The sequence below is a fragment of the Agrobacterium sp. CGMCC 11546 genome (genome assembly GCF_013365515.1).
Lineage (GTDB): Bacteria > Pseudomonadota > Alphaproteobacteria > Rhizobiales > Rhizobiaceae > Agrobacterium > Agrobacterium fabrum.
Window position 1 is genome coordinate 1409834 of the sequence record NZ_CP047388.1, and the last position, 22270, is coordinate 1432103.

Annotated in this window: 22 protein-coding genes; 10 read left to right on the top strand and 12 right to left on the bottom strand. The window is 60.2% G+C overall.

Annotation, left to right across the window (positions count from 1 at the left end):
• Positions 1–3: 3 nt before the first annotated feature.
• The 3 genes from GSF67_RS21080 to gpmI all read left to right on the top strand — a co-directional run bounded on the left by GSF67_RS21080 (position 4) and on the right by gpmI (position 4176).
• Entirely contained in the window at positions 4–1017 is a 1014-nt protein-coding gene (locus GSF67_RS21080) for an alpha-ketoacid dehydrogenase subunit beta (RefSeq protein WP_006315045.1), read from the top strand.
• 2 nt (positions 1018–1019) lie between these two features.
• On the top strand, positions 1020–2297 hold the full coding sequence (locus GSF67_RS21085) for a dihydrolipoamide acetyltransferase family protein (RefSeq protein WP_006315046.1): 1278 nt from the start codon (positions 1020–1022) through the stop codon (positions 2295–2297).
• A 361-nt stretch (positions 2298–2658) separates the two neighbouring features.
• Entirely contained in the window at positions 2659–4176 is a 1518-nt protein-coding gene (gene gpmI, locus GSF67_RS21090) for a 2,3-bisphosphoglycerate-independent phosphoglycerate mutase (protein ID WP_006315048.1), read from the top strand.
• A gap of 74 nt (positions 4177–4250) precedes the next feature.
• Here gpmI and GSF67_RS21095 read toward each other — a convergent pair whose 3' ends face one another.
• From GSF67_RS21095 to GSF67_RS21125, 7 genes are all read right to left on the bottom strand, one after another.
• The gene (locus tag GSF67_RS21095; protein WP_006315049.1) at positions 4251–4688 is read right to left on the bottom strand and encodes a YeeE/YedE family protein; all 438 of its coding nucleotides are present in this window, start codon (positions 4686–4688) and stop codon (positions 4251–4253) included.
• The gene (locus GSF67_RS21100) at positions 4685–5092 is read right to left on the bottom strand and encodes a YeeE/YedE family protein (RefSeq protein WP_006315050.1); all 408 of its coding nucleotides are present in this window, start codon (positions 5090–5092) and stop codon (positions 4685–4687) included. The genes GSF67_RS21095 and GSF67_RS21100 overlap by 4 nt, the downstream gene beginning before the upstream one ends.
• Positions 5089–5442 carry a sulfite-sensing transcriptional repressor BigR gene (gene bigR, locus GSF67_RS21105; protein ID WP_006315051.1) on the bottom strand — a complete coding sequence of 118 codons (354 nt, stop codon included), beginning with the start codon at positions 5440–5442 and terminating at the stop codon, positions 5089–5091. The genes GSF67_RS21100 and bigR overlap by 4 nt, the downstream gene beginning before the upstream one ends.
• Positions 5436–6731, bottom strand: a complete 1296-nt coding sequence (gene blh, locus GSF67_RS21110; RefSeq protein WP_006315052.1) for a bifunctional sulfur transferase/dioxygenase Blh — start codon at positions 6729–6731, stop codon at positions 5436–5438. The genes bigR and blh overlap by 7 nt, the downstream gene beginning before the upstream one ends.
• Before the next feature lie 262 nt (positions 6732–6993).
• Positions 6994–7479: a hypothetical protein gene (locus GSF67_RS21115; protein ID WP_006315053.1), complete on the bottom strand. Its 486-nt coding sequence runs from the start codon at positions 7477–7479 to the stop codon at positions 6994–6996.
• A gap of 13 nt (positions 7480–7492) precedes the next feature.
• Positions 7493–8284 carry an SDR family oxidoreductase gene (locus GSF67_RS21120; protein WP_006315054.1) on the bottom strand — a complete coding sequence of 264 codons (792 nt, stop codon included), beginning with the start codon at positions 8282–8284 and terminating at the stop codon, positions 7493–7495.
• Between the two features lie 26 nt (positions 8285–8310).
• Positions 8311–9138: an alpha/beta fold hydrolase gene (locus tag GSF67_RS21125; RefSeq protein ID WP_006315055.1), complete on the bottom strand. Its 828-nt coding sequence runs from the start codon at positions 9136–9138 to the stop codon at positions 8311–8313.
• 128 nt (positions 9139–9266) lie between these two features.
• Here GSF67_RS21125 and GSF67_RS21130 point away from each other — a divergent pair, with 128 nt between their 5' ends.
• Both GSF67_RS21130 and GSF67_RS21135 read left to right on the top strand, forming a co-directional pair.
• On the top strand, positions 9267–10250 hold the full coding sequence (locus GSF67_RS21130) for a GlxA family transcriptional regulator (protein WP_006315056.1): 984 nt from the start codon (positions 9267–9269) through the stop codon (positions 10248–10250).
• Between the two features lie 95 nt (positions 10251–10345).
• The gene (locus tag GSF67_RS21135) at positions 10346–11074 is read left to right on the top strand and encodes a FadR/GntR family transcriptional regulator (protein ID WP_006315057.1); all 729 of its coding nucleotides are present in this window, start codon (positions 10346–10348) and stop codon (positions 11072–11074) included.
• A gap of 27 nt (positions 11075–11101) precedes the next feature.
• Here GSF67_RS21135 and GSF67_RS21140 read toward each other — a convergent pair whose 3' ends face one another.
• Entirely contained in the window at positions 11102–11737 is a 636-nt protein-coding gene (locus tag GSF67_RS21140) for a LysE family translocator (protein WP_035216255.1), read from the bottom strand.
• A 303-nt stretch (positions 11738–12040) separates the two neighbouring features.
• Between GSF67_RS21140 and GSF67_RS21145 the strand changes: the two genes are divergently transcribed.
• From GSF67_RS21145 to GSF67_RS21160, 4 genes are read left to right on the top strand one after another with little or no spacing between them, the layout of a single operon-like run.
• Entirely contained in the window at positions 12041–13063 is a 1023-nt protein-coding gene (locus GSF67_RS21145) for an ABC transporter permease (protein ID WP_006315059.1), read from the top strand.
• On the top strand, positions 13063–13950 hold the full coding sequence (locus GSF67_RS21150) for an ABC transporter permease (protein WP_006315060.1): 888 nt from the start codon (positions 13063–13065) through the stop codon (positions 13948–13950). Before GSF67_RS21145 ends, GSF67_RS21150 begins: the two co-directional genes overlap by 1 nt.
• A gap of 4 nt (positions 13951–13954) precedes the next feature.
• Positions 13955–14791, top strand: a complete 837-nt coding sequence (locus GSF67_RS21155; protein ID WP_006315061.1) for an ABC transporter ATP-binding protein — start codon at positions 13955–13957, stop codon at positions 14789–14791.
• Positions 14791–15549, top strand: coding sequence for an ABC transporter ATP-binding protein (locus GSF67_RS21160; protein ID WP_006315062.1), 759 nt, complete (start codon positions 14791–14793; stop codon positions 15547–15549). Before GSF67_RS21155 ends, GSF67_RS21160 begins: the two co-directional genes overlap by 1 nt.
• A gap of 217 nt (positions 15550–15766) precedes the next feature.
• Here GSF67_RS21160 and GSF67_RS21165 read toward each other — a convergent pair whose 3' ends face one another.
• The 3 genes from GSF67_RS21165 to GSF67_RS21175 all read right to left on the bottom strand — a co-directional run bounded on the left by GSF67_RS21165 (position 15767) and on the right by GSF67_RS21175 (position 19231).
• The gene (locus GSF67_RS21165) at positions 15767–17365 is read right to left on the bottom strand and encodes an ABC transporter substrate-binding protein (protein ID WP_128822057.1); all 1599 of its coding nucleotides are present in this window, start codon (positions 17363–17365) and stop codon (positions 15767–15769) included.
• Positions 17366–17446: 81 nt separating this feature from the next.
• Positions 17447–18076, bottom strand: coding sequence for an SGNH/GDSL hydrolase family protein (locus GSF67_RS21170; RefSeq protein WP_006315067.1), 630 nt, complete (start codon positions 18074–18076; stop codon positions 17447–17449).
• A 6-nt stretch (positions 18077–18082) separates the two neighbouring features.
• On the bottom strand, positions 18083–19231 hold the full coding sequence (locus GSF67_RS21175) for a mandelate racemase family protein (protein ID WP_006315069.1): 1149 nt from the start codon (positions 19229–19231) through the stop codon (positions 18083–18085).
• Between the two features lie 427 nt (positions 19232–19658).
• Here GSF67_RS21175 and GSF67_RS21180 point away from each other — a divergent pair, with 427 nt between their 5' ends.
• Positions 19659–20687, top strand: coding sequence for an LLM class flavin-dependent oxidoreductase (locus GSF67_RS21180; protein ID WP_006315070.1), 1029 nt, complete (start codon positions 19659–19661; stop codon positions 20685–20687).
• An 86-nt stretch (positions 20688–20773) separates the two neighbouring features.
• Here the strand turns inward: GSF67_RS21180 and GSF67_RS21185 are convergent, their stop codons facing one another.
• Positions 20774–22081, bottom strand: coding sequence for an NtaA/DmoA family FMN-dependent monooxygenase (locus tag GSF67_RS21185; RefSeq protein ID WP_006315071.1), 1308 nt, complete (start codon positions 22079–22081; stop codon positions 20774–20776).
• Between the last annotated feature and the right edge of the window lie 189 nt (positions 22082–22270).

Sequence of the window (22270 nt, forward strand, 5' to 3'; positions counted from 1 at the left end):
GACATGGCAAGAATGACGATGATCGAAGCCGTCCGCAGCGCCATGGATGTATCCATGGAGCGAAGCGACGATGTCGTGGTGTTTGGCGAAGACGTAGGTTACTTCGGCGGCGTTTTCCGCGCCACGCAGGGGCTGCAGGGGAAATACGGCAAGACCCGCTGTTTCGATGCGCCGATCAGCGAATCCGGCATCGTCGGGACGGCGATCGGTATGGCCGCTTATGGCTTGCGGCCCTGTGTCGAAATCCAGTTCGCCGATTATATGTACCCCGCCTATGACCAGATCACCCAGGAGGCGGCCCGTATTCGGTATCGCTCCAATGGCGATTTCACCTGCCCCATAGTCCTGCGCATGCCGACAGGCGGCGGCATTTTTGGCGGGCAGACGCATAGCCAGAGCCCGGAGGCGCTTTTCACCCATGTCTGCGGGCTGAAAGTGGTCGTTCCCTCCAATCCCTATGATGCCAAGGGGCTGCTGATCGCCTCCATCGAAGACCCTGACCCCGTGATGTTTCTGGAGCCGAAGCGGCTTTATAACGGGCCTTTCGACGGTCATCACGACCGGCCGGTGACCCCTTGGTCGAAACACGAAATGGGCGAGGTGCCGGAGGGGCATTACACCATTCCCATCGGCAAGGCCGAAATCCGCCGTCCCGGAAACGATGTGACCGTTATCGCCTATGGCACCATGGTGCATGTGGCGCTGGCGGCGGCGGAGGAGACGGGCGTGGATGCCGAAATCATCGATCTGCGCAGCCTGCTGCCGCTCGATCTCGACACCATCGTGAAGTCTGTCTCCAAAACCGGCCGCTGTGTGATGGTGCATGAGGCGACGCTGACTTCAGGCTTCGGCGCTGAAGTCGTGTCGCTGGTGCAGGAACATTGCTTTTATCATCTCGAAGCTCCCGTCGTCCGGGTCGCCGGCTGGGATACGCCTTATCCCCATGCGCAGGAATGGGACTATTTTCCGGGACCCGCCCGCGTCGGGCGTGCCCTCGTAGACGTCATGGAGGCCTGATTATGGCGGAATTTGTTATCACGATGCCCGATGTCGGTGAAGGCGTGGCGGAAGCCGAGCTGGTGGAATGGAACGTCAAACCGGGCGATATCGTCCATGAGGACATGGTGCTGGCCGCTGTCATGACGGACAAGGCGACGGTGGAAATCCCCTCGCCGGTGGCGGGGATCATCACCTGGCTCGCCGTGACGGTCGGAAACACGGTGCCGGTGAAAGCACCGCTCGTCCGTATCGAAACCGATGTCGCTGCGGCTGCACCCAATGGCAGCGCGCCGGAGGCGGAGGCGCCAACCCGAATGACGGAAGAGGAAGCGCCTGCCGACATGACGGAAGCGCCGCCACCAGTTGAAACCCAGCCGGCGGCGCGGCAGGCCGAGGAGGCGCCGTCTGCGCCCATAGCTGAGCCGCATCATAAACCGCTGGCATCCCCCGCCGTCCGCCAGCGTGCCGACGATCTCGATATCGATCTCACGCATGTCAAGGGAACGGGGCCGGACGGGCACATCACCCATGCCGATCTCGATGGGTTTTTAACGGTACGGGCACGGCCGGAACGTCCCGAGCCGATGACGCCGCACGATAGCGCGGTCGAGGAAGTGAAGGTAACAGGGCTGCGGCGCAAGATTGCCGAGAAGATGGTGCTCTCCGTCTCGCGCATTCCCCACATCACCTATGTCGAGGAAATCGACGTGACGGAGTTGGAGGATTTGCGCGCGACGATGAACGGTAACCGTCGTTCCGGGCAGCCGAAACTGACGATCCTGCCGTTTCTGATGCGTGCGCTGGTGAAAGCCGTAGCCGATCATCCCGGCATGAACGCGACTTTCGATGACGAAAAAGGCGTCGTCAGTCATTACGAAGCGGTCCATATCGGCATTGCTACGCAGACGCCCGCGGGCCTGACTGTTCCGGTCGTTCGCCACGCGGAAACGCTCGGCCTCTGGGACTGTGCGGAAGAAGTCGCGCGCGTCGCGGAAGCCGCCCGCACCGGCACGGCGCATCGGGAAGAGCTGATGGGTTCCACCATTACCATCAGTTCGCTTGGAGCCTTGGGCGGTGTGGTTTCGACGCCCATCATCAATCATCCGGAGGTGGCGATCATCGGCGTCAACAAGATCATGACGCGGCCGGTCTGGGACGGGAACCGGTTTGTGCCGCGCAAGATGATGAACCTGTCTTCGAGTTTCGACCATCGTGTGGTCGATGGCTGGGATGCCGCGGTCTTCATTCAGGCCGTCAAAGCGCTGTTGGAAAAGCCGGCACTGATTTTCATCGAGTGAGGGGCCGTTTTTGATCGGTGCGTTTTACGCCCTCATCCCTGTGCCTGTCACAGGGATCCAGCCAGCCCAAGTCCTTGGGCTGAAAAGAGTCCTCTCGCCGCGCAGACGCGCTTCGGCTGGATTCCTGTGACGAGCACAGGAATGAGGGAGGACGCGTGGTTTGACTGCATTTTTACCCAGTGTTTTCGACCTTCATGGAACTGTTTCGCTGCTGGTATAGGCTTGCGTTCGTCATCTTCGGGTATAGAAGAGAAGAACGAGAAGCATGTTTTCTCACCATGATCATAGTGGCGGACGCGGGCGCTCCGGTGCCCAGCGGTCCGCTGTCCGCCGGCAACCGAATGAAAAAGAAGGTCCTCCCATGCGCACTCCCAAACCCGTTGTCCTGACTATTCTCGATGGCTGGGGGCTGAACGAGGACACATCCAGCAATGCGCCGGTTCTGGCGAATACGCCGACCATGGACCGGCTTTTCGCCACCTGCCCGAATGCAACGCTGACCACCTTCGGCCCGAATGTCGGCCTGCCCACCGGGCAGATGGGCAATTCCGAAGTCGGTCACACCAATATCGGCGCCGGCCGCATCGTTGCGATGGATCTCGGCCAGATCGATCTGGCGATCGAGGATGGCAGCTTTTTCCGCAATGCGGCGATGCTTGATTTCGCCGCCACGGTGAAGGCCGCAGGCGGTGTGGCGCATCTGATGTGCGTCGTTTCCGATGGCGGTGTGCATGGCCATATCCTGCACGGCCAGGCGGCGGTGAAGCTGATGGTCAGCCATGGGCTGAAGGTCGTGGTGCATGCCATCACCGATGGCCGCGATGTCGCGCCGCAATCGGCGGAAGATTTCGTGGCGGCGCTTGTGGCAAGCCTGCCGCAGGGCGCGAGTATCGGCACAGTGATCGGCCGTTATTATGCGATGGATCGCGACAATCGCTGGGAGCGCGTCGAGAACGCCTATGACGCCATGGTTCTCGGTAAGGGCGAACACGCGCGGGATGCGGTGAGTGCCGTGGCCCAGAGCTACGCGAACAAAGTCACGGATGAATTCATCCTGCCGACGGTGATCGATGGCTACGAAGGCTTCAAGGCTGGCGACGGCCTGTTCTGCCTGAATTTCCGCGCCGACCGTGCCCGTGAAATCCTGCTTGCCATCGGCGCGGATGATTTCGACGGTTTTGCGCGCGAAAAGCCCGTGCTTTCGGCGCTGCTGGGCATGGTGGAATATTCGACGCGGCACAGTGATTTCATGACGACGGCTTACCCGAAGCGCGATATCGTCAACACGCTCGGCGCCTGGGTGGCAAAGCAGGGTCTGACGCAGTTTCGCCTGGCTGAAACGGAAAAATACCCGCATGTCACCTTCTTCCTGAATGGCGGCAAAGAAGAGCCGGAAGTGGGCGAGGACCGCTTCATGCCGAAATCCCCGAAGGTCGCGACATACGATCTTCAGCCGGAAATGAGCGCTGCCGAGGTCACGGAGAAATTCGTCGAGGTGATCGGCAAGGGTTACGACCTGATCGTCACCAACTACGCCAATCCTGACATGGTCGGCCATACCGGTGATCTGCAGGCGGCCATCAAGGCGTGCGAAGCCGTGGATCGCGGGCTTGGTGCCGTCGTTGCTGCTCTCGAAAAGGTGGGCGGCGCGATGCTCGTCATTGCCGACCACGGCAATTGCGAAACCATGGTCGACCCCGTCACAGGTGGCCCGCATACGGCTCACACCACCAATCCGGTGCCGGTGATCCTGTTTGGCGGCCCGGAAGGCGCAAAGGTGCATGATGGCATTCTCGCCGATGTCGCGCCGACGCTGCTGCAACTGATGAACGTGCCGTTGCCCCCGGAAATGACGGGAAAGAGCCTGATCGATCTGTAATAGAGCGTGGTCGCGCGGGTGTTTTTCGCCCGCGCGACCATCTGCTTTTCGTCCATCATGAATGAGTACTGGCGTTAGGGCTCTTTGGCGTAGAACCGGTCGTGAACGAACATGCCGGCAATCATGGCGCAGACGAAGAGGATGACCGGCGCAAGCCCGAGGGTGAAAGCCGAGAGTGCCGGGCCGGGACAGAAACCGGCAAGCCCCCAGCCAAGGCCGAAAATCGTCGAGCCAAGGATGAGCGGCCGGTCGATGCGGGTTTTCGCGGGGAGGCTGAAATCTTCCGCAAGGATGGGCCTGACAAGCAAACGGCTGAGCAGGACGCCTGGCACGGCCACAAGGACCGCGCCGCCGAGAACGAAGATCAGGCTCGGATCCCAATGGCTGCTCGCTACATCAAGAAAACCCGAAACGCGAGCCGGATCGATCATGCCGGAAAGCGAGAGGCCGAAGCCGAACAGCGCTCCGGCAATGAGTGCCAGCGCAAGACGTGCCGCTGCCGGATTTTTCATGACAGCACTCCCACTATCGTCGCGGCACAAATGCCTGAAATCAGGAAAGTGGCAGTGGCGGCGATGGAGCGGCGGGAAAATCGCGCCAGCCCCATGATGCCGTGACCGGAGGTGCAGCCGGAGCCCATGCGCGTGCCGAACCCTACAAGCAAGCCGGCAATGATAATGAGCGGCCATGGCGTTACCGCCGTGACGGCGGGAAACCGACCGAAGACGGCGGCATAAAGATAAGGCCCGGCCAGCAGGCCCGACAGGAAGGCCAGATCGGCAAAGCGCCGCTCGCCACTGAGCGCCTTGCCCATGATGCCGCTGATACCGGCGATGCGGCCGTTAAAGACAAACAGCAGAATGCTGGCGAGACCAAGCAGCATGCCGCCGAAGAGAGAGGGCCAATAGGGCGTCACAGATTTTCCTCCGGCGCGCAGAAAATGGCGTAGAGAGCCTCAATCAGCCGCGCCGCCTTGTCTTCCGCCAGCCGGTAGAAGATTTGTTTGGCTTCACGCCGTGTGTCGACGATACCCGCTTCCCGCAGCACGCCGAGTTGCTGGGAGAGCGTCGGCTGGCGAATATCGAGCTTGGCTTCCAGCTCGCCGACGGAAAACTCCCCCTGCGCCAGCGTGCAGGCCAGCATCAGCCGGGCAGGGTGAGCCAGCGTCTTTAAAAGTATCGCGACCTCTACGGCGCGTTTTTCCATGGCGGGAAGGGGTATTTCGCCGATATGTTTGGGTTTTTCCAGCGGGGTTTCCGTCACCATGTGCTGCCCTCCAGCACGTCGAGCGGAAACTTCAGATAGTGCTTGCCATTCGCCTCCGGCTCCGGCAGGCGGCCGCCGCGAATATTGACCTGCAGGGCATGGAGAATGAGCTTCGGCATTGGCAAGGTGCGATCCCGCGCTTCCCTCAGACGAACGAAATCCTCTTCCGTCATGCCGGCCAGATGCGGATTGCTGCGTGTCTGTTCGCCCACCGTGCTTTCCCATTTCGGGGCGCGGCCGCCGGGCTGATAATCATGGCCGGTGAAAAGCCGTGTGTCGTCGGGAAGGGCGAGGATATCCTGAATCGACGCCCAGAGCTGTTTGGCGCTGCCGCCCGGAAAATCGGCGCGCGCCGTGCCGGAATCCGGCATGAACAGCGTATCGTGCACGAAAGCCGCGTTGCCCACCACATAGGTCACGGAAGCCAGCGTATGGCCGGGCGAAAACAACACGCGGGTTTCCAGCGAACCGATGGTGAACCGGTCTCCGGCCTCGAACAGCCGGTCCCATTGCGAACCATCGGTCTTGAAATCAGGCCAATTGTATTTTTCCTGCCAGAGCTTCTGTACGCCGGTGACTTTGGCGCCGATGGCCGTCTTCGCGCCGGTTTTCTGCTTCAGATAATCGGCGGCGGAAAAATGGTCGGCATGCGGATGGGTATCGAGGATCCATTCCACCGAAAGCCCATGATGCTTCACATAGTCCAGAATGGCGTCAGCATTCATCGTTCCGGTCGCGCCGGATTTTTCATCGAAATCATAGACCGGGTCGATGATGGCACAGCCGCCGGTCGCGGGGTCGGAAACGACATATTGCACACTCCAGGTGCGCGGGTCGAAAAGCGCCTTGACGTGCGGCACCGCTGCCGACTGGCGCTCCAGCCAGCGCGTGGCGGCGGAAAGATCAAAACCATGCGTCTTGCCGAAATCCTCAATGTCGCTCCGCTGAATACGCCCGTCGAGCGCTTCACCGAGAACATAAAGTGTCAATGCCCGAGTGCCGCCTTTGCAATGGGCGAAAACGGGACCTCCGGCCTCGGCCATCTTCTGCTGGAAGGCGCGGATATCGGCTTCGGTGATGGTGGGACCATCGACCGGGATGAAACCATAATCCATGCCGGCGGCACCGGCGGCGCTTTTTTCCTGCGTATTGCCCGGCTGACCGGGCTCCTCGCCATCGGGCCGGGCATTGATGATGCTCTTAAAGCCCTGGGCGGAGAGCGATGGGAAGTCGGCAATCATCGGCTGGCCCGCAATCGTCAGACGTTCGTTGATCCTTACGGCCTTCATCGCCTTCTCCTGTTTGCTAAATTAGTATATATTATCATATAATGTATAATGTTTATTTGCAAGGGCTGAAAATTGCCGTCGTGCCCAATGCCTTCTGCGATCCTTTCAGGAGGATTCGAAAGGAGATTCTAGAGGCGGGATTTCTTCTTTTTGTGACGGGTGAACGGAGATCCGGCCGCATTTGGCGCGCAAAACACGCTGTGCCCGAAATTACTCGGGCACAGCGCGTCTTCTCCGGAAGCCGGTTAGATTTCGACGTGCCTCACGTGGCAAGCCTGCGGCGCGTCGCCTTCCAGCCAAGACAGATCGCAGCGAGAAGCAGGACCGTCTGAGCCACGACAAATGGCGGCTCATTGCCGTTCGGCGCCAGATTGTTGAGGGTTTCGACCTTGAGGAAGGACTGGACGATCAACACGAACATATTGAGATAAAGGCTGATCGTGGCGGCGATCGTGTAGATGAAGCGCGATCTGCCATTGAGGCCATATCCGTAAAGCGCAACGAGCGCGATTGCCAGAAAGAGGGTCGAGATGATGCCGACGCCGAGTGCGGGCGTGAAATTCCCGATGGGAAACAGAAAGCCGGTAAGCGTGGTGGCAAGCGTGGTGACGAGAAAAACCGCCGTCATGCGCGGCATCCACCGCCCCACCGCATAAGCGGGCAGGGCGATCAGTCCGGTGGCGATGCCGATGAGGCTCAAGGCCACATGCAATGTCGTGAATTGGGGAATGGTCAGTCCAAGGATCATGATACGTCTCCCACTATTCGGTTTTGCCTGCACGATACCGGCTGGCGGCAAGTGCATGCGACAGATTGGGCCTCAACGCTGCGCGTGCTGCAAGGAAATTTTCAAGGTCGACCGTATCCGGCAGGGAAGGAATGGTCAGCGCCTCACCGAGATCGAGACCGGCAAGGGCCGCGTCCACCATGTCGTGCACGTCCATGACCATGGCGGCCGGGATGGCATCGAGCCGTTCCTCTTCCCATATCGCGGTGCGGGTGATGCCGGGCAGCACGGCTTGAACCCGCACGCCGGACGGCGAAAGCTGCGCCTGCAGCGCTTCGGTGAAGGCGAGCACGAAGGCCTTTGTGGCCGGATAGACGGCGGTGAATGCCGCCGGCATCAGCGCCGTGACCGAAGTCATGTTGATGATCGTACCTTTGCCTGCGGCGGCAAGGCGGGGCGCGATGGCTGCCGCCAGCCGGGTGACGGCAAGAATGTTGAGATTGATCATCGTCGTCACATAGGCCGGGTCCAGTGCCGTGATCGCGCCTTCCCCGGCTATGCCGGCATTGTTGACGAGGCCGGTGATACGCTGGTCTTCGCGCAGCCGGACCTCGACCTTTTCGAGGTCTTCCGCCCTGGAAAGATCGGCGCTGAGAACCTCGACGGCAATGCCGTGGTCCTTTTCCAGCTGCGCTGCCAGTGCCTTCAGCTTCTCGGCACGCCGCGCCACGAGGATAAGATCGTGGCCGCGTCTTGCGAGGCGTTCGGCATATACGGCGCCGATACCATCGGATGCGCCGGTGATGAGAAAGGTATTCTGTGTCATGTCCGTGTCTCCGGTGTCTGGTGGTTTCAGGCGTTGATGAAGGTGAGGAGGTCGGCGTTGAACCGGTCCTGATGGGTCTGCGTCAGGCCATGGTCGGCGCCCTCGTAGATTTTGAGGGTCGCATGTTTGACGATCTTGACCGTGGAAAGTGCTGAAGCGCCGACCGGCACGATCTGGTCGTCATCGCCATGCAGCACCAGCGTTGGTTTGTCGAAGGCCTTCAGGTCCTGGTGGAAATCGCTTTCTGAGAAGGCGCGGATACTGTCGAGCTGGCCCTTGAGGCCGCCCATCATGCCCTGCCGCCAGAATTCCTCGCGAATGCCTTGCGAAATCACGGCGCCTTCACGGTTGTAGCCGTAGAAGGGAATGGTCAGGTCCTTGAAGAACTGGCTGCGATTGTCATAGGTGCCCTTGCGGATGCCATCGAAGACATCGATCGGCAGGCCGATGGTATTGCTTTCCGTCTTCAGCATCAGCGGCGGCACCGCGCCGATGAGGGCGATCTTCGCGACACGGGCCGTGCCGTGGCGGCCGATATAACGGGTCACCTCGCCGCCGCCGGTGGAATGGCCGACCAGAATGATGTCGTGGAGATCGAGCTGTTCGATCAACTCGGCGAGATCGTCGGCATATTGATCCATGGTATTGTTGTGCCAGACCTGATCCGAGCGGCCGTGGCTGCGGCGGTCATGGGCGATGGTGCGGAAACCGTTATTGGCGAAGAACACCATCTGCGCATCCCAGGTATCGGCGCTGAGCGGCCAGCCATGGGAGAAGATGATGGGCTGGCCGTCTTTCGGACCCCAGTCCTTGTAGAAGATGTGCGTTCCGTCTCTGGTGGTGATCGTTGTCATGGCTCTCTCTCCTGTTGCAGGCAGCTTGCTTGCGTCCCGTGGGAATAGAGATACTCTTGATGCAGCCGGGGCTGGATTGGCGCTTCTGACAGAAAGCGAGCCAAAACTGACAAAACAGGGGTAGGGGCATGGCGGGTGTAACGGGAAGCACGCTGGAAGTCGGTCTGGTCCTCTACCGGGACTGTCAGATCGCCATGGTACATGGCATCACCGATCTTTTTGCCATCGCATCGGTATTTTCACAGGATCGTGGCGGGCCGAAATTGCGGGTCAGTCACTGGAGCATGGGGGAGAGCGGTGAATTCTCCCGCTGTCATGATACCGATCCAGGTGTGGGCCATCCCGATATCTTTGTCGTACCCGGGAGGCTGACCGGGCCGGCAGAAATCGAGGAGGCCGAGCCTTACGCCCGCTGGCTGCTCGACCGACACGCGCAAGGTGCTACGCTGGCAGCCAGTTGCGGCGGCTCCTTCATGATCGCCGCGACCGGGCTTCTGGCCGCCCGCCCGGCCACGACCCACTGGCTGTTTGCCGAACGGTTTCGTGAGCGTTTTCCCGATGTACGGCTGGAAATAGACAAGATCGTCATCGAGGACGGTGATATCATCACCGCCGGCGGGCTGATGGCGTGGACCGATCTTGGCCTGCGCATCGTTGACCGGCTGCTCGGCCCTTCGGTCATGATCGAGACCGGAAAATTCCTGCTGATCGATCCTTCCGGGCGGGAGCAGCGCCATTATAGCAGCTTCGCCCCGAGGCTGACACATGGCGACGAGCCGATCCTGAAGGTGCAGCACTGGCTGCAGGCGCGTGCCGGGCGGGCAACGAGCGTGACCGACATGGCCGGTCACGCCGGGCTGGAGGAGCGGACCTTCCTGCGTCGCTTCAAGGCGGCGACCGGTATGAAGCCCATCGAATATGTCCAGCATCTGCGGGTCGGCAAGGCGCGGGAGTTGCTGGAATTTACCCGCCGTTCGGTCGATCAGATCGCCTGGTCGGTTGGTTATGAGGATGCTGCCGCCTTTCGCCGCGTGTTTCACCGCATTCTCGGGCTTTCGCCGGGTGAATATAGAAGCCGCTTTTCCAGCAACTCGGCCATGGCGGCCGCCTGAACCTTTCCTGCGGCTGCTCCGACGCTGACGCCGGCCCTTGCAATGTAGCGGGTGTTTGCTAACATGCCAGACAGGTTTAAAACAGGTGGGCCGGAATGGACATTGAGAGCAGCACCAAGCAAGTATCGCTTGCGGCGAAAATCAGTTCGGCCTTGCGGCGGGATCTGGCGGAAGGCGTGTTCCGCCCCGGTGACCGGCTTCCGAGCGAAAGCGAGTTGACGCGGGAATATTCTGTCAGCCGCACGGTTGTGCGTGAGGCCATCGCCATTCTTCGTGCCGATGGCCTGGTTGAAGCCCGCAAGGGGGCAGGCGTTTTTGCCATTGAGGCAAAACCGGCGAAGGAAGTGCCTTTCAACGATCTGGCGGTGGGACGGATTTCCTCCGTCATCGAGCTGTTGGAATTGCGCACCGTCTTTGAGGTCGAATCCGCCGGCCTTGCGGCCTCGCGCCGTTCCGCCGTGCAGGTGGAAGCGATTGTCGATGCACATCGGCGTGTGGGAGACTGCCTTGGCGTGGGCTTGCCGACGCGCGACGCGGATTTCGAGTTCCATCTGGCGATTGCACAGGCGACCCAGAACCGGCGTTTCCCAGAATTTCTCCAGCTTATCCGCTCCGGTATCATTCCCCGTGGCGAATTGCAGGGTGCGGCGCCGGGGTCGCGTCCCAAGGACTATAATCTGCATCTCCAGGAGGAGCATGCGAAGATCGTCGATGCCATTATCGAAGGGGACGCCGATGCCGCGCGCCAATATATGGCGGCGCATCTGCGCGGCAGCCTTGAGCGTTACAAGGTGCTTCTGCGTTCCCGTACCATGGCTGAGTGAGGCGGAAATAGTATAAACAACAATGGCTTATGCGCTGGCTCGTCGGTAAAGGGCAAGGGACGCGGCAAGCGTCAGCAGCGCGCCGCCGCAGATGCGGTCGAGCCACAGGGCGCCGGACTTGCGCAACACCCTGACCGCCTGCGCGCCGAGCAGCGCGTATCCGAACATCACGATAAAATCGATGCCGGCGAAGACCAGCGCAAGAACGGCATATTGCTGGATTTGCGGCGCGGCGGGATCGATGAATTGCGGCAGGAAGGCCGAAAAGAACAGATATCCCTTGGGGTTGGTCACGGCGACGAGAAAGCTTTTCAGAAAGATCGAGCGCGCCGATGCTGCGCCGTTTGCCTCCGCGGAGCCAAGAGCGCCATCGAGCATTCCTCTTGAACGCAAAAGCATGATGCCGAGGAAAACCAGATAACAAACACCCACCCATTTGACGACGCCGAACCAGAATTCCGAGGCGGCCAGGAGGGCTCCCAATCCCAGCGCAACCGCGCCAATCAGAACGACATCCGAAAGGACGGCGCCAGCCATGCCGATCATGGCGCGACGCACGCCGAATTTCGAGCCATTGGCGAGTGCCAGCAAGACGGTAGGGCCGGGCGTTGCAATGCCGATAAAGGCGACCACGGCAAAGGCCAGAAGCGTCACGTCGATCATATTTTCCTCCCCCGAGGTGGCAGACATTGTCGGCGATATCGCCGCAAGCTTCCATGTCCGCCTCTTGTGAAGCAGGAGAATACAGGCTTTTGCATTGGCGGCAATGCGGGCGATTTTTCTGAAAGAAGAGTGCCGGAACCGCCGCCCGAAACAACGCCGCGCACGCATTTCGCTGCCCTTGGCATATCGATTTCGGCGGCGCATGCTTGACAGCTTTCGACACCTGTGACAACTTGTGAATAGTTGTCAGACAGGATTGCGCTTTTATCCTTGCGCCGGTCGGTTTCTGGCAAGGGAGGAATCATGTCAAAAAGACGCCTTTCGCTTTATGGCCTCTCCGGCCAGATCGGAAGTATTGCGGTTACGCTGCTTGGATTGCTGTTGCTGACCTTTTTTATCGGCCGCCTGATGCCCGCCGATCCCGTGCGGGCGATCGTCGGCGAAGATGCGACGCGCGAAACCTATGAACAGGTCTATCATGCGCTCGGCTTCGACCGGCCGCTGTGGCAGCAGTTCATCTATTATCTCGGTGATGTCTTCACCGGCGATTTCGGAACTTCGATCCGAACCGGCCGCCCGGTGATCGAAGATATCATCCGGGTCATGCCAGCAACCATGGAGCTTGCGACCTTCGCCATCCTGATCGGCGCCGGTCTCGGCATTCCCATGGGCGTTTATGCCGCCGTCAACAAAGACCGCTGGCAGGATCATCTGGTGCGCGTGCTCAGCCTGTTCGGCCATTCCATGCCGATCTTCTGGACAGGCATGATTGCGCTGATCGTTTTTTACGCCCATCTCGGCCTTGTCGGCGGCGGTGGCCGCATGGACCAGTTCTATATCGGTTTGGTGGAGGAGCGGACGGGCTTCCTGCTGATCGACAGTCTGCTTGCGGGCGATATGGAGGTGTTTTGGTCGGCGATCAACCACCTTATCCTTCCCGCCGCCCTGCTCGGTTATTCCTCCTCGGCCTATATCACCCGCATGACGCGCAGCTTCATGCTGGACCAGCTGGGCCAGGAATATGTGACGACAGCGCGTGTCAAAGGCCTGTCGCAGCGGCAGACGGTGTGGCTGCATGCTTTCGGCAATATCCGCGTGCAGCTGGTCACCATCATCGCCCTTGCCTATGGCTCGCTGCTGGAAGGCGCGGTGCTCATTGAGACCGTCTTCGCTTGGCCGGGTTTCGGGCAATATCTGACCAGCAATCTTATCATTGGCGACATGAATGCCGTGATGACCTGCGTGCTTATCGTCGGCGTCATCTTTATCGGGCTCAATCTCCTGTCCGACATTCTCTACCGCTTTTTCGATCCGAGGACCCGCTGATGACGGCCCGTGCAGAAACCTCTTCCCGTCTTCCCGTGCCTTTGAACGCGCTGAAGAATATCATCCTCTTCCTGCTGAAAAGCCCGACATCGGCCTTCGGCCTGGCTGTCCTGCTTCTCCTCGTCATCGCCGCGATTTTCGCGCCCTGGCTTGCGACGCATGACCCTTACGCGCAGGATCTCGCCAACACGCTGCAGGCCCCGGGCAACGGCCATGTCTTCGGCACGGATGAGCTGGGACGCGATATTTACAGTCGTCTTCTCTGGGGCGCGCGCATCACGCTCACCATCATCTCGCTGGTCTCGATCATCGTCGGCCCCGTCGGTCTTCTGGTCGGCACGGCATCCGGTTATCTCGGCGGCAAGTTCGATACGGTGATGATGCGCATCACGGATATCTTCCTGTCCTTCCCCAGCCTCATCCTGTCGCTCGCATTCGTCGCGGCACTCGGCCCGAGCCTCAACAATGCGATCATCGCCATTGCGCTCACCTCCTGGCCGCCGATCGCGCGTCTTGCGCGTGCCGAAGCCATGACTTTCCGCAAGGCGGATTACATTGCTGCCGCAAGGCTTCAGGGGGCGTCACCTCTGCGCATCATCGTCAAATCGATCATGCCCATGTGCCTGCCGTCTGTTCTCATCCGCCTTACGCTGAATATGGCGACCGTCATCCTCACCGCCGCCGGCCTCGGTTTTCTCGGTCTCGGTGCACAGCCGCCGCTGCCGGAATGGGGAGCGATGATCGCGACTGGACGGCGCTACATGCTGGACAGCTGGTGGCTGGTGACCTTTCCCGGTGTCGCTATCCTCTCTGTCAGCCTCGCCTTCAACCTTCTGGGCGATGGGTTGCGGGATGCGCTCGATCCGAAGCAGATGAACCGGAGATAAGACCATGGAAAAACCAATCCTTGACGTCGAAAATCTCCGCATCCGTTACGGCGGCTCGGCCACCGAGGCGGTGCGCGGTATCTCCTTCACGCTCGGCCGGGAACGTCTCGGCATCGTTGGTGAAAGCGGCTCTGGCAAATCCACCGTGGGCCGCGCTCTGCTGCGGCTTCTGCCATCGGCGACGATCACCGCCGACAGGCTTGATTTCGAAGGGATTGATCTTCTCGCCCTCAGCGAAAAAGAGATGCTGAAGGTGCGTGGCCGGCGCATGTCGATGATCCTTCAGGATCCGAAATTCTCCCTTAACCCCATTCGCCGGGTCGGTGATCAGGTGACCGAGACCTATCTGCGCCACTTCAAGGCGTCGAAATCGCAAGCTCGTGAAAAGGCGTTGGCTATGCTCAATGCGGTGAAAATCCGCGATGCGGAGCGCGTCTACGAGCAATATCCGCATGAAATTTCCGGCGGCATGGGCCAACGCGTCATGATCGCCATGATGCTGCTTGCCGATCCCGATCTCGTCATTGCCGACGAGCCGACCTCGGCGCTTGACGTGACGGTACGGCTGCAGGTGCTGAATATTCTCGATGGCCTGGTGCGCGATCGCGGCATCGGCCTCATCATGATCAGCCACGACCTCAATCTCGTGCGCAATTTCTGTGACCGGGTTCTCATCATGTATGCCGGCCGCGTGGTGGAAACGCTTGCCGCCCGCGATCTCGATCAGGCGCAACATCCCTATACGCGCGGCCTGCTCGCGGCGCAGCCGCGCATTGGAGGCTCGCGCTCACCGCTTGCGGTGCTGGATCGCCGTCCCGAATGGCTGGAGGAGAAAGTATAATGGCCGTTTCCGTTGAAACCCGCGATCTCTCCATCACCTTCGGCAGCGGCCATACGGCACTAAAAGTGCTGCCTTCGGTATCCTTCCGCGTCGAACCGGGCGAATGTTTTGGGCTGGTCGGTGAAAGCGGATCGGGCAAATCCACCGTGCTTCGCTGCGTCTCCATGCTCAACGATTTCTGGACGGGCGACATCCTCATCGACGGCAGGTCGGTGCGCGACATACCGCTGATCGAGCGGTGCCGCATGCTGCAGATGGTGTTTCAGGATCCCTATGGCTCGCTGCATCCCCGCCAGTCGGTGCGCACCGTGCTTTCGGAATCGCTGTCGATCCACAAACTCGGTGACCGCGAAGAGCGTATGCGTAAGGTCATCATGGATGTCGGCCTGCCGGTCTCCTTCCTGGACCGCTTCCCGCATCAGCTTTCCGGTGGCCAGCGGCAGCGCGTGGCGATTGCGCGCGCACTGATCCTCGAACCCTCGCTGCTCCTGCTTGATGAGCCGACCTCCGCGCTCGATGTCTCGGTGCAGGCGGAAATCCTCAACCTGTTGCAGCGGCTGCGTGAAGAGCGCGGCTTCACCTATATCATGGTGACCCATGATCTCGCCGTGGTCGACCACATGTGCGACCGTTTCGCGGTGATGCTGCGCGGCGAAATCACCGAAATCCTGCCGCGCGAGGCCATCGCCGGCAACGGTGCGACGCATCCCTATGCGCGCGAATTGATCGGCGCTTCGCTGGAATATGAAGGCGCATGACGGCTCCAAAACGTGATCGTCCTCCTCCGGGGCGTCACGGATAATAAAATCCTCCTTCCTCGCCCGGCCTCCCTGCCGGGCACTTTTTTTGACTGGTTACGGCGGAGTGCGGAGGATGCGCTTTGGCCAAGCATTTCGGCCTTGCGGGGCTTTGTCGCCAACAAAAAAGGCGCGGGGGTTAGCCGCGCCTTATCTTATTCGCAGACAGGATGGCGGGTTACCGCTCCTTGCTCACTTCTTCGAACCGCGACAGCCAGGGGCTGACGATCATGCCCTTGACGTCGCTGCGGAAGGCGGCGGTGTCGACAACTTCGGAGAAGGGCTGAATGGACATGACGATCTCGTCCATATAGCCCTGCAGGTCCTCATAAAGCTTCGTCTGTTTGGCAACGTCGCGCTCGACCAGCGCATCCTCGATCATCTTGTTCAGCTTTTCATCGAAGAAGCTGGTGCGCCAGCTCTGGTAATTGGTGAGCTTGGCGTCGTCGGCATTGTTGGGGTTATAGGCGATCGAGCGCAGGTTGTTGTCGGGATGCGGCTGCTGGCCGCCGCCGCCGCGACCGAGCAGGAGTTCGAAGTTTCGCTCGCGCATCGCGCCGTAAATCTGGTCGCCGGAACCGCTGATCAGTTCGGCCTGAATGCCAGCCTGGGCGAGCGTATTCTGGATCGCCGTTGCCGCCTTCATGAAGGGGTCTTCAGAAAGCACACGCAGCGTCGTCTTGAAGCCGTTCGGATAACCCGCCTCCGTCAGAAGCGCCTTGGCTTTTTCGATGTCGAGCTTGTAGCCCTGATCCGGCAGCGCGCCCATGACCCCGGTGCTGAGGGAGCGCTGATGCAGCTTGCCGTAATAGGGCATGACCGCCTTGTCGAGACCGTCGTAATCGATCAGGTAACGCAGCGCCTCGCGCACCTTCTTGTTGGCGAATTTCTCATTCTTCATCGAAACGCTGAGGTAATAAAATCCGGAACCGGGTGTAGATTCGATGGTCACGGCCTTGTCGGCCTCAAGCGATTTCAGGTCCGGGGCCTGCAGGGAATAGGCAACGTCGATATCGCCCTTTTCCAGCATCAGACGCTGCGATTGCGATTCCGGCAGATGGCGCATCAGGATGCGTTTCATCTTGGCCTTTTCGCCCCAATAATCATCGTTGCGGGTGAGGATGATATATTCGTTGGACTTCCACTGCGTCAGCTTGAAGGGGCCGGAGCCAGCGGAATTCAGCGTCAGCCATGCGCCGCCCAGATCGCCGTCCTTCTCGTTCTCAAGTGCGGTCTTACTGTCGATGATCGAGCCTGGACCGTTCTGCGCGAGGATCATCAGCAGCAGGTTCGGGTCATCTGGTTTGGGGATATTCAGCACGAAGGTCTGGTCGTTTTCGGCAACGAACAGCTTGTCGGCCTCTTCCAGCTTGAAACCACGGGTTTTCAGGAAGGATGATTGTGCCAGGTTGCGGGCGAGCAGCCGCTTCAGGCTCCAGGCCACATCCTTTGCCGTCACCACATTGCCGGAGGCGAATTTGGCATCGGCGCGCAAATGGAAACGGATCGATTTGCGGTCTTCGGCAATTTCCCAGCGTTCGGCAAGGCGTGGCTGAACGCTGCGATCTTCAGAGGAAAGCACGACCAGCGTGTCATAGACGTTGTTCAGAACCTGCACGGTCTCGCGGCCGGTGATGGCGGCGGGGTCGAGGGTCAGGATGTTGCTCATGGTCGTGGCGACGATGAGCTGGTCCTTCGGCGTTTCGGCAAAGCTGCTAAGCGGCATGGCGCCGATCAGCAGGGCGCCAAGCGCTGCGGTTGCAAGAAAATGTTTCATCTTTCCTCCCAATATGGCCGGTTCATACGGCCTTTCCACGTTTTGATCCACGCGCCCGGTTCCTCCGCAGGCGGCGCATGATCAGCCAAGAATGTCTCTGACCGGCGCGGCAAGCGCCCGACCGATCGCCGCCGTTGCCGGCGCATCCAGATGCACGCCATCCACCGGCGAGGCGCTGGCGACCGATCCGGCATCGAAGAAGTGATGCCCCAGTTCGGCAGCGAGTTTGCGATAAAGCGGCGCAAGCCGCATGGACTGTTCGATATCGCGGCCGCCCGCCGGTTGGCCGCCGGGGCCGGCGACGCAGGGCGGCGGCGCGACGATCAGCAGTTTCGGCACGGCCTCGCGCGGTTTGTAGATGAAGGTTTCCACAATCTGCGCCAGCCTGCGCATGCCTGAAACGGCGGCTTCCGCCCGCCCGCCATGCACCGGCTTGATATCGTTGGTGCCGAGCATGATGATGACGAGATCGAGCGGCATGTGGCAGGACAACGCTACTTCGAGCGCCCGCGCGCCGTTGCGGCAGGCGGGGCCGGCATGGTCGTCGTAACAGGTGGTGCGCCCGCCGAGACCTTCGGGGTGAACCTTCGCCTTTCCGGCAAGCTCAGCCTCGAGCACATCCGGCCAGCGGTGCTCGACAGGGTGCCTCAGACCCGTGGCCGGGTCGGCTCCCCAGGTGAGGCTGTCTCCAAAGGCGAGCACCGTTTTCATCGCCGCTTACCTCACCCGGTTATTTTCGATGAAGGTGAAATCGATGTCCTCGCCAAGGCCCGGCCGATCAGGGACATGCACGAAGCCGTCGCGATCCATCGGGTCCGACAGCGACTTCAGATAGTCGTGGCCGTCATCATATTCGAGGAAGGGGTGCAAGAGGCCGCGCTCATACCAGCGGCAATTCTTTGTCGCGGCGACGACATGCAGGTTCATCGCCGTATTGCCGTGCACCTCGCATTCCATGCCAAAGGCTTCGGCCAGATGCATTGTCTTCAGCGCCGGTGTGATGCCGCCGACATCATTAACGCCGGTGCGCAGAATATCGCAGGCGCCGGCCTTGATCCATTCGGCGCGGTGCCACTGTTTGCCGGCTGCACTTTCCGGGCCGACGACGGGGATATCCAGATTGTCGGAGAGCCATTTGTAGGAGGAGAGCGACTGTTCATCCATCGGCTCCTCGATCCAGTCGAAGCCGAGCTTTTCGAGACCACGGCCCAGCGCCAGCGCATCGGTGCGCGAATACCAGTGGAAGGCGTCGATCATCAGACGAATATCGGGACCAACTGCTTCGCGCACAGCCGCGCAGGCCTTGAGGTCCATCTTCACATCCGGCGCCCAGCTGACGGGCGGCATCCAGGTGTGCAGCTTGATACCCTTGTAACCGCGTTTTACCAGCGTTTCGGCAAAGCGACCATAATCTTCAGGTGTCGCAAGCCCACCTTCCAGCTCGTCACCACACATGATGGAGCCATAGGCCAGCACCTTGTCGCGGTAACCGCCGATCAACTTGTATACAGGTTGTCCGAGCGAACGGCCGGCAAGATCCCACAGCGCGCAATCCACCACCGCCAATGTGCGGTCCGTCAGCTGTGCGGCCGAACCGCGCTGCCAGTGGGCAAGATCCTGCCACAACCGTTCGCGGTCACGGTGGTCCTCGCCGATCAGAACCGTCTTGACGAATTTTTCGATGACATGCGGGCGAACGATCTCCGGCGCGGTGAAGGAGTGACCTTCCTGCCCATCTTCCGTGCGGATGGTCAGCATGGCCTGTTCCACCTGATGCGCCGGCCCCGGATGTGCATGACCTGCACTGTCCGAGTGCCGACGGGTCGTCGTGCGGAAAACACGGACCTCGACGTCGGTGATGATCATAATTCCTCCCTCATGCAGATGTCTCGGCGTTTTGATTGCCGCTATGTCATACATGTATGCGTTATTTGTCAACATGTATGATAATCTGTATTACATGTTTGGATGAGAAATCAAGTTTATTTGCGCGGAACGTCATAGGGATGTCTCTGGTGGGTAGGGCGTTCCTGGCCGGGTGAGGGGGCAGTGTCACCTCAAAAGCGCAAGGCAGGGAGCAACGCCTGCCATCGCAAAGTAATCTATAATTTTAGTAGATTATTGAGTCGCGCAATGATCTTTTAACAATCGCCGTGACTATAAAAGACCATGCCGTGCCATCCCTGCCGGCCATCGTGCATTCTGCGGACATATGCGCGGCACGGGAGGACAGCCCGTACCTGCGCTGCCTGAGCCCCATTTTCCCATTAACACCTGGTCCCGGATGCACACCATGCCCTTTTCCCATATTTCCCATTTCGCCTTTCTGGTTCCCGGCAATTATCACGATGATGACCCTGAGCGGGGACTGGAGGAGACCCTGCAGCTTTTCGAAGCCGGGGAGGGGCTGGGTTATCACAGCGCCTGGGTTCGCCAGCGCCATCTGGAACGCGGCGTTTCCTCGGCTGCCACTTTTCTTGCCGCAGCGTCGCAACGCACCAAGCGGATCGGACTTGGCACTGCCGTCATTCAGCTGGGTTATGAAAATCCATTCAGGCTGGCCGAGGACCTCGCCACGGTTGATGTCCTGTCACACGGGCGGTTGAATGTCGGCGTTTCGGTGGGTGCGCCGCCCTTCGCTCACCTGATCTCTGACTATGTCGATACTGCTTCCGATGCGGATTACAGCCACGCCCGTGCCGAAAAGCTGGCAAGGGCCTTGAGATCGGAACCATTGTCTGGCGATACGGAGGCGGGCAATGCGGCAGGCGCGCAGGTGCCACGCCTTCGGCCCTTTGCCAAGGGTTTGATCGACCGGCTGTGGTACGGCGGCGGATCGCAGAATTCCGCCTGCTGGGCGGGTAAGGCAGGGTTCAATCTTCTGACCGGCAATATCGTCAGTGGTGAAAATACCGATGATTTTCTGACGGCGCAGGCGGCTCTTGTTGCGCGCTTCCGGCAGGAATGGGCGCATGAGCGCCAGCCGCGTATTGCGCTTGGCCGCGTGATCCTTCCGACCGATAGCGCAAGCCCCGCAACACGCCGCCGTTATGCGGAATTCGTTGCTGAGCGCGACAAGCGCACGCATGCGCCACATGGCGCGCGCCGCACGCTTTTCCTGCCTGACATCGTCGGTACGACGGGTGAAATTCTGGAGACGCTATCGCGTGATCCCGTGCTGCCGCATGTCTCGGAATTCCGTCTGGAATTGCCCTATGAGTTCCAGCCGGATGATTATCGTCAGATCGTGACCGATTTCGCTTCCGTTTTACCGCAGCTTTCGGGTGGAAGGCCGGTTTTGAAAGTGGCGACGGGTCAATGATGTGTCCCTGACATCAGCCACTCCCGCGCGCAGCGGGAATGGCGCGAGATGGACCTGTGGCGCTTTAATTGCGCCACATCTTTCGTTCAATCGGGATAAGGCAGACCATAACGATCGCGGACCGTCGCGCCTTCATATTCACGCGGGTAAACGCCGCGATCCTGCAATACCGGCACGACCTTCGCGACAAATTCCTCGATATCGTCGGGCGCTCGCGGTGGCTGCAGGGTGTAGCCATCCACCGTGCCATCCTGCCAGAGATCGATGATACCATCAGCCACCTCTTCCGGCGTGCCAAGCAGCAGCCGGTGGTGCCCCTCCGAGCGGCGCACGGCCTCGCGGGCAGTCAGCTTTTCGTGGGTCAGAAGCTCGGAAAGGCCGAGCCCCATGCCAACGGCCCATTGACGGTTCTGGTCGGGAATGAAGCGCTCGCCTTCAAGTTTCGCGTCGGGGTCAAAATCGCGCGGATCGATACCGTTTTCCTTGGCGAATCGCGCCAGGAGGCCGTCTTCCGAACCGGTTCCACTGTAGAGTTCATGCTTGCGCAGCGCTTCTTCGCGGGTCTCGCCAAGAATGACGACGAGGCCGGGAACAATGCGGATGCCGGAGGGATCGCGGCCGAAAGAGACGGCGCGGTCACGCACTTTTTTGCCGAAGGCCTGGCCGGCGGGACGGGAGAGAATGTTGCAATAGATGATCTCGCCATGGCGTGCGGCGAGATCAATGCCGCCTTCGGATGCGCCCGCCTGCGCAATGACGGGATGTCCCTGCGGACCGCGCGGAACGTTGAGCGGGCCTTTCACCTGGAAATATTGCCCGTCGTGATCGATTGTCTCGGCCGTCGCCGCATCCCAGAAACGGTCTTCTGGCACATCGCCTTCCCGGCGCGGATCCCAGCTCGACCAGAGCATTTTCGCCACATCGAGAAATTCGGTGGCCTTGGCGTAACGTTCGTTGCGCGGCGGCAGCGGGTCGTTGCCAAAATTGGCCGCGACATTTGGGTTGAAGGACGAGACGATGTTAACGATCAGACGGCCGCCGGTGACGACGTCAATGGACTGCGTCCGTCGCGCAAAATTATAGGGCGAATTATAGGTGGAGGACACCGTCGCCACAAAACCGATATCCGGCACCTGTGCCGCAAGCGATGTCGAGAGGATCAGCGGATCGATGGTGTGAAACGGGCGGCTGGCAGGATCGGTCAGCAGTGCCGGGTGATCGGACAAGAAAACGGCGTCGAACCGGCCCTTGTGGGCCAGTTCCGTCAGCCGCCGGTAATAGCCGATATCATTGATATCGTGCCGGTCGCCGCTCCTGTATTTCCAGGCATTGGGAAGATATCCCGTCGTGTTGATGCCGACATTCAGATTGAGCCGGCGTTTGGTCTTGCTCATGCTTCTACTTTTCTTTCGGTCCGCGTGGGCTGTCCGGCCTGCGGCCGGTGCGATTATCCGAAAACCTAACAACCGGGGTTGGGGTCGCGAGTTAAAAATCCTTGCTGTTCGGAGAAGAAAAACTTTCAGCCGACGTGCAGCTGAATGGAGGATGCGATCAAACAAGTGGGCGACGATCCGACCAGAAAT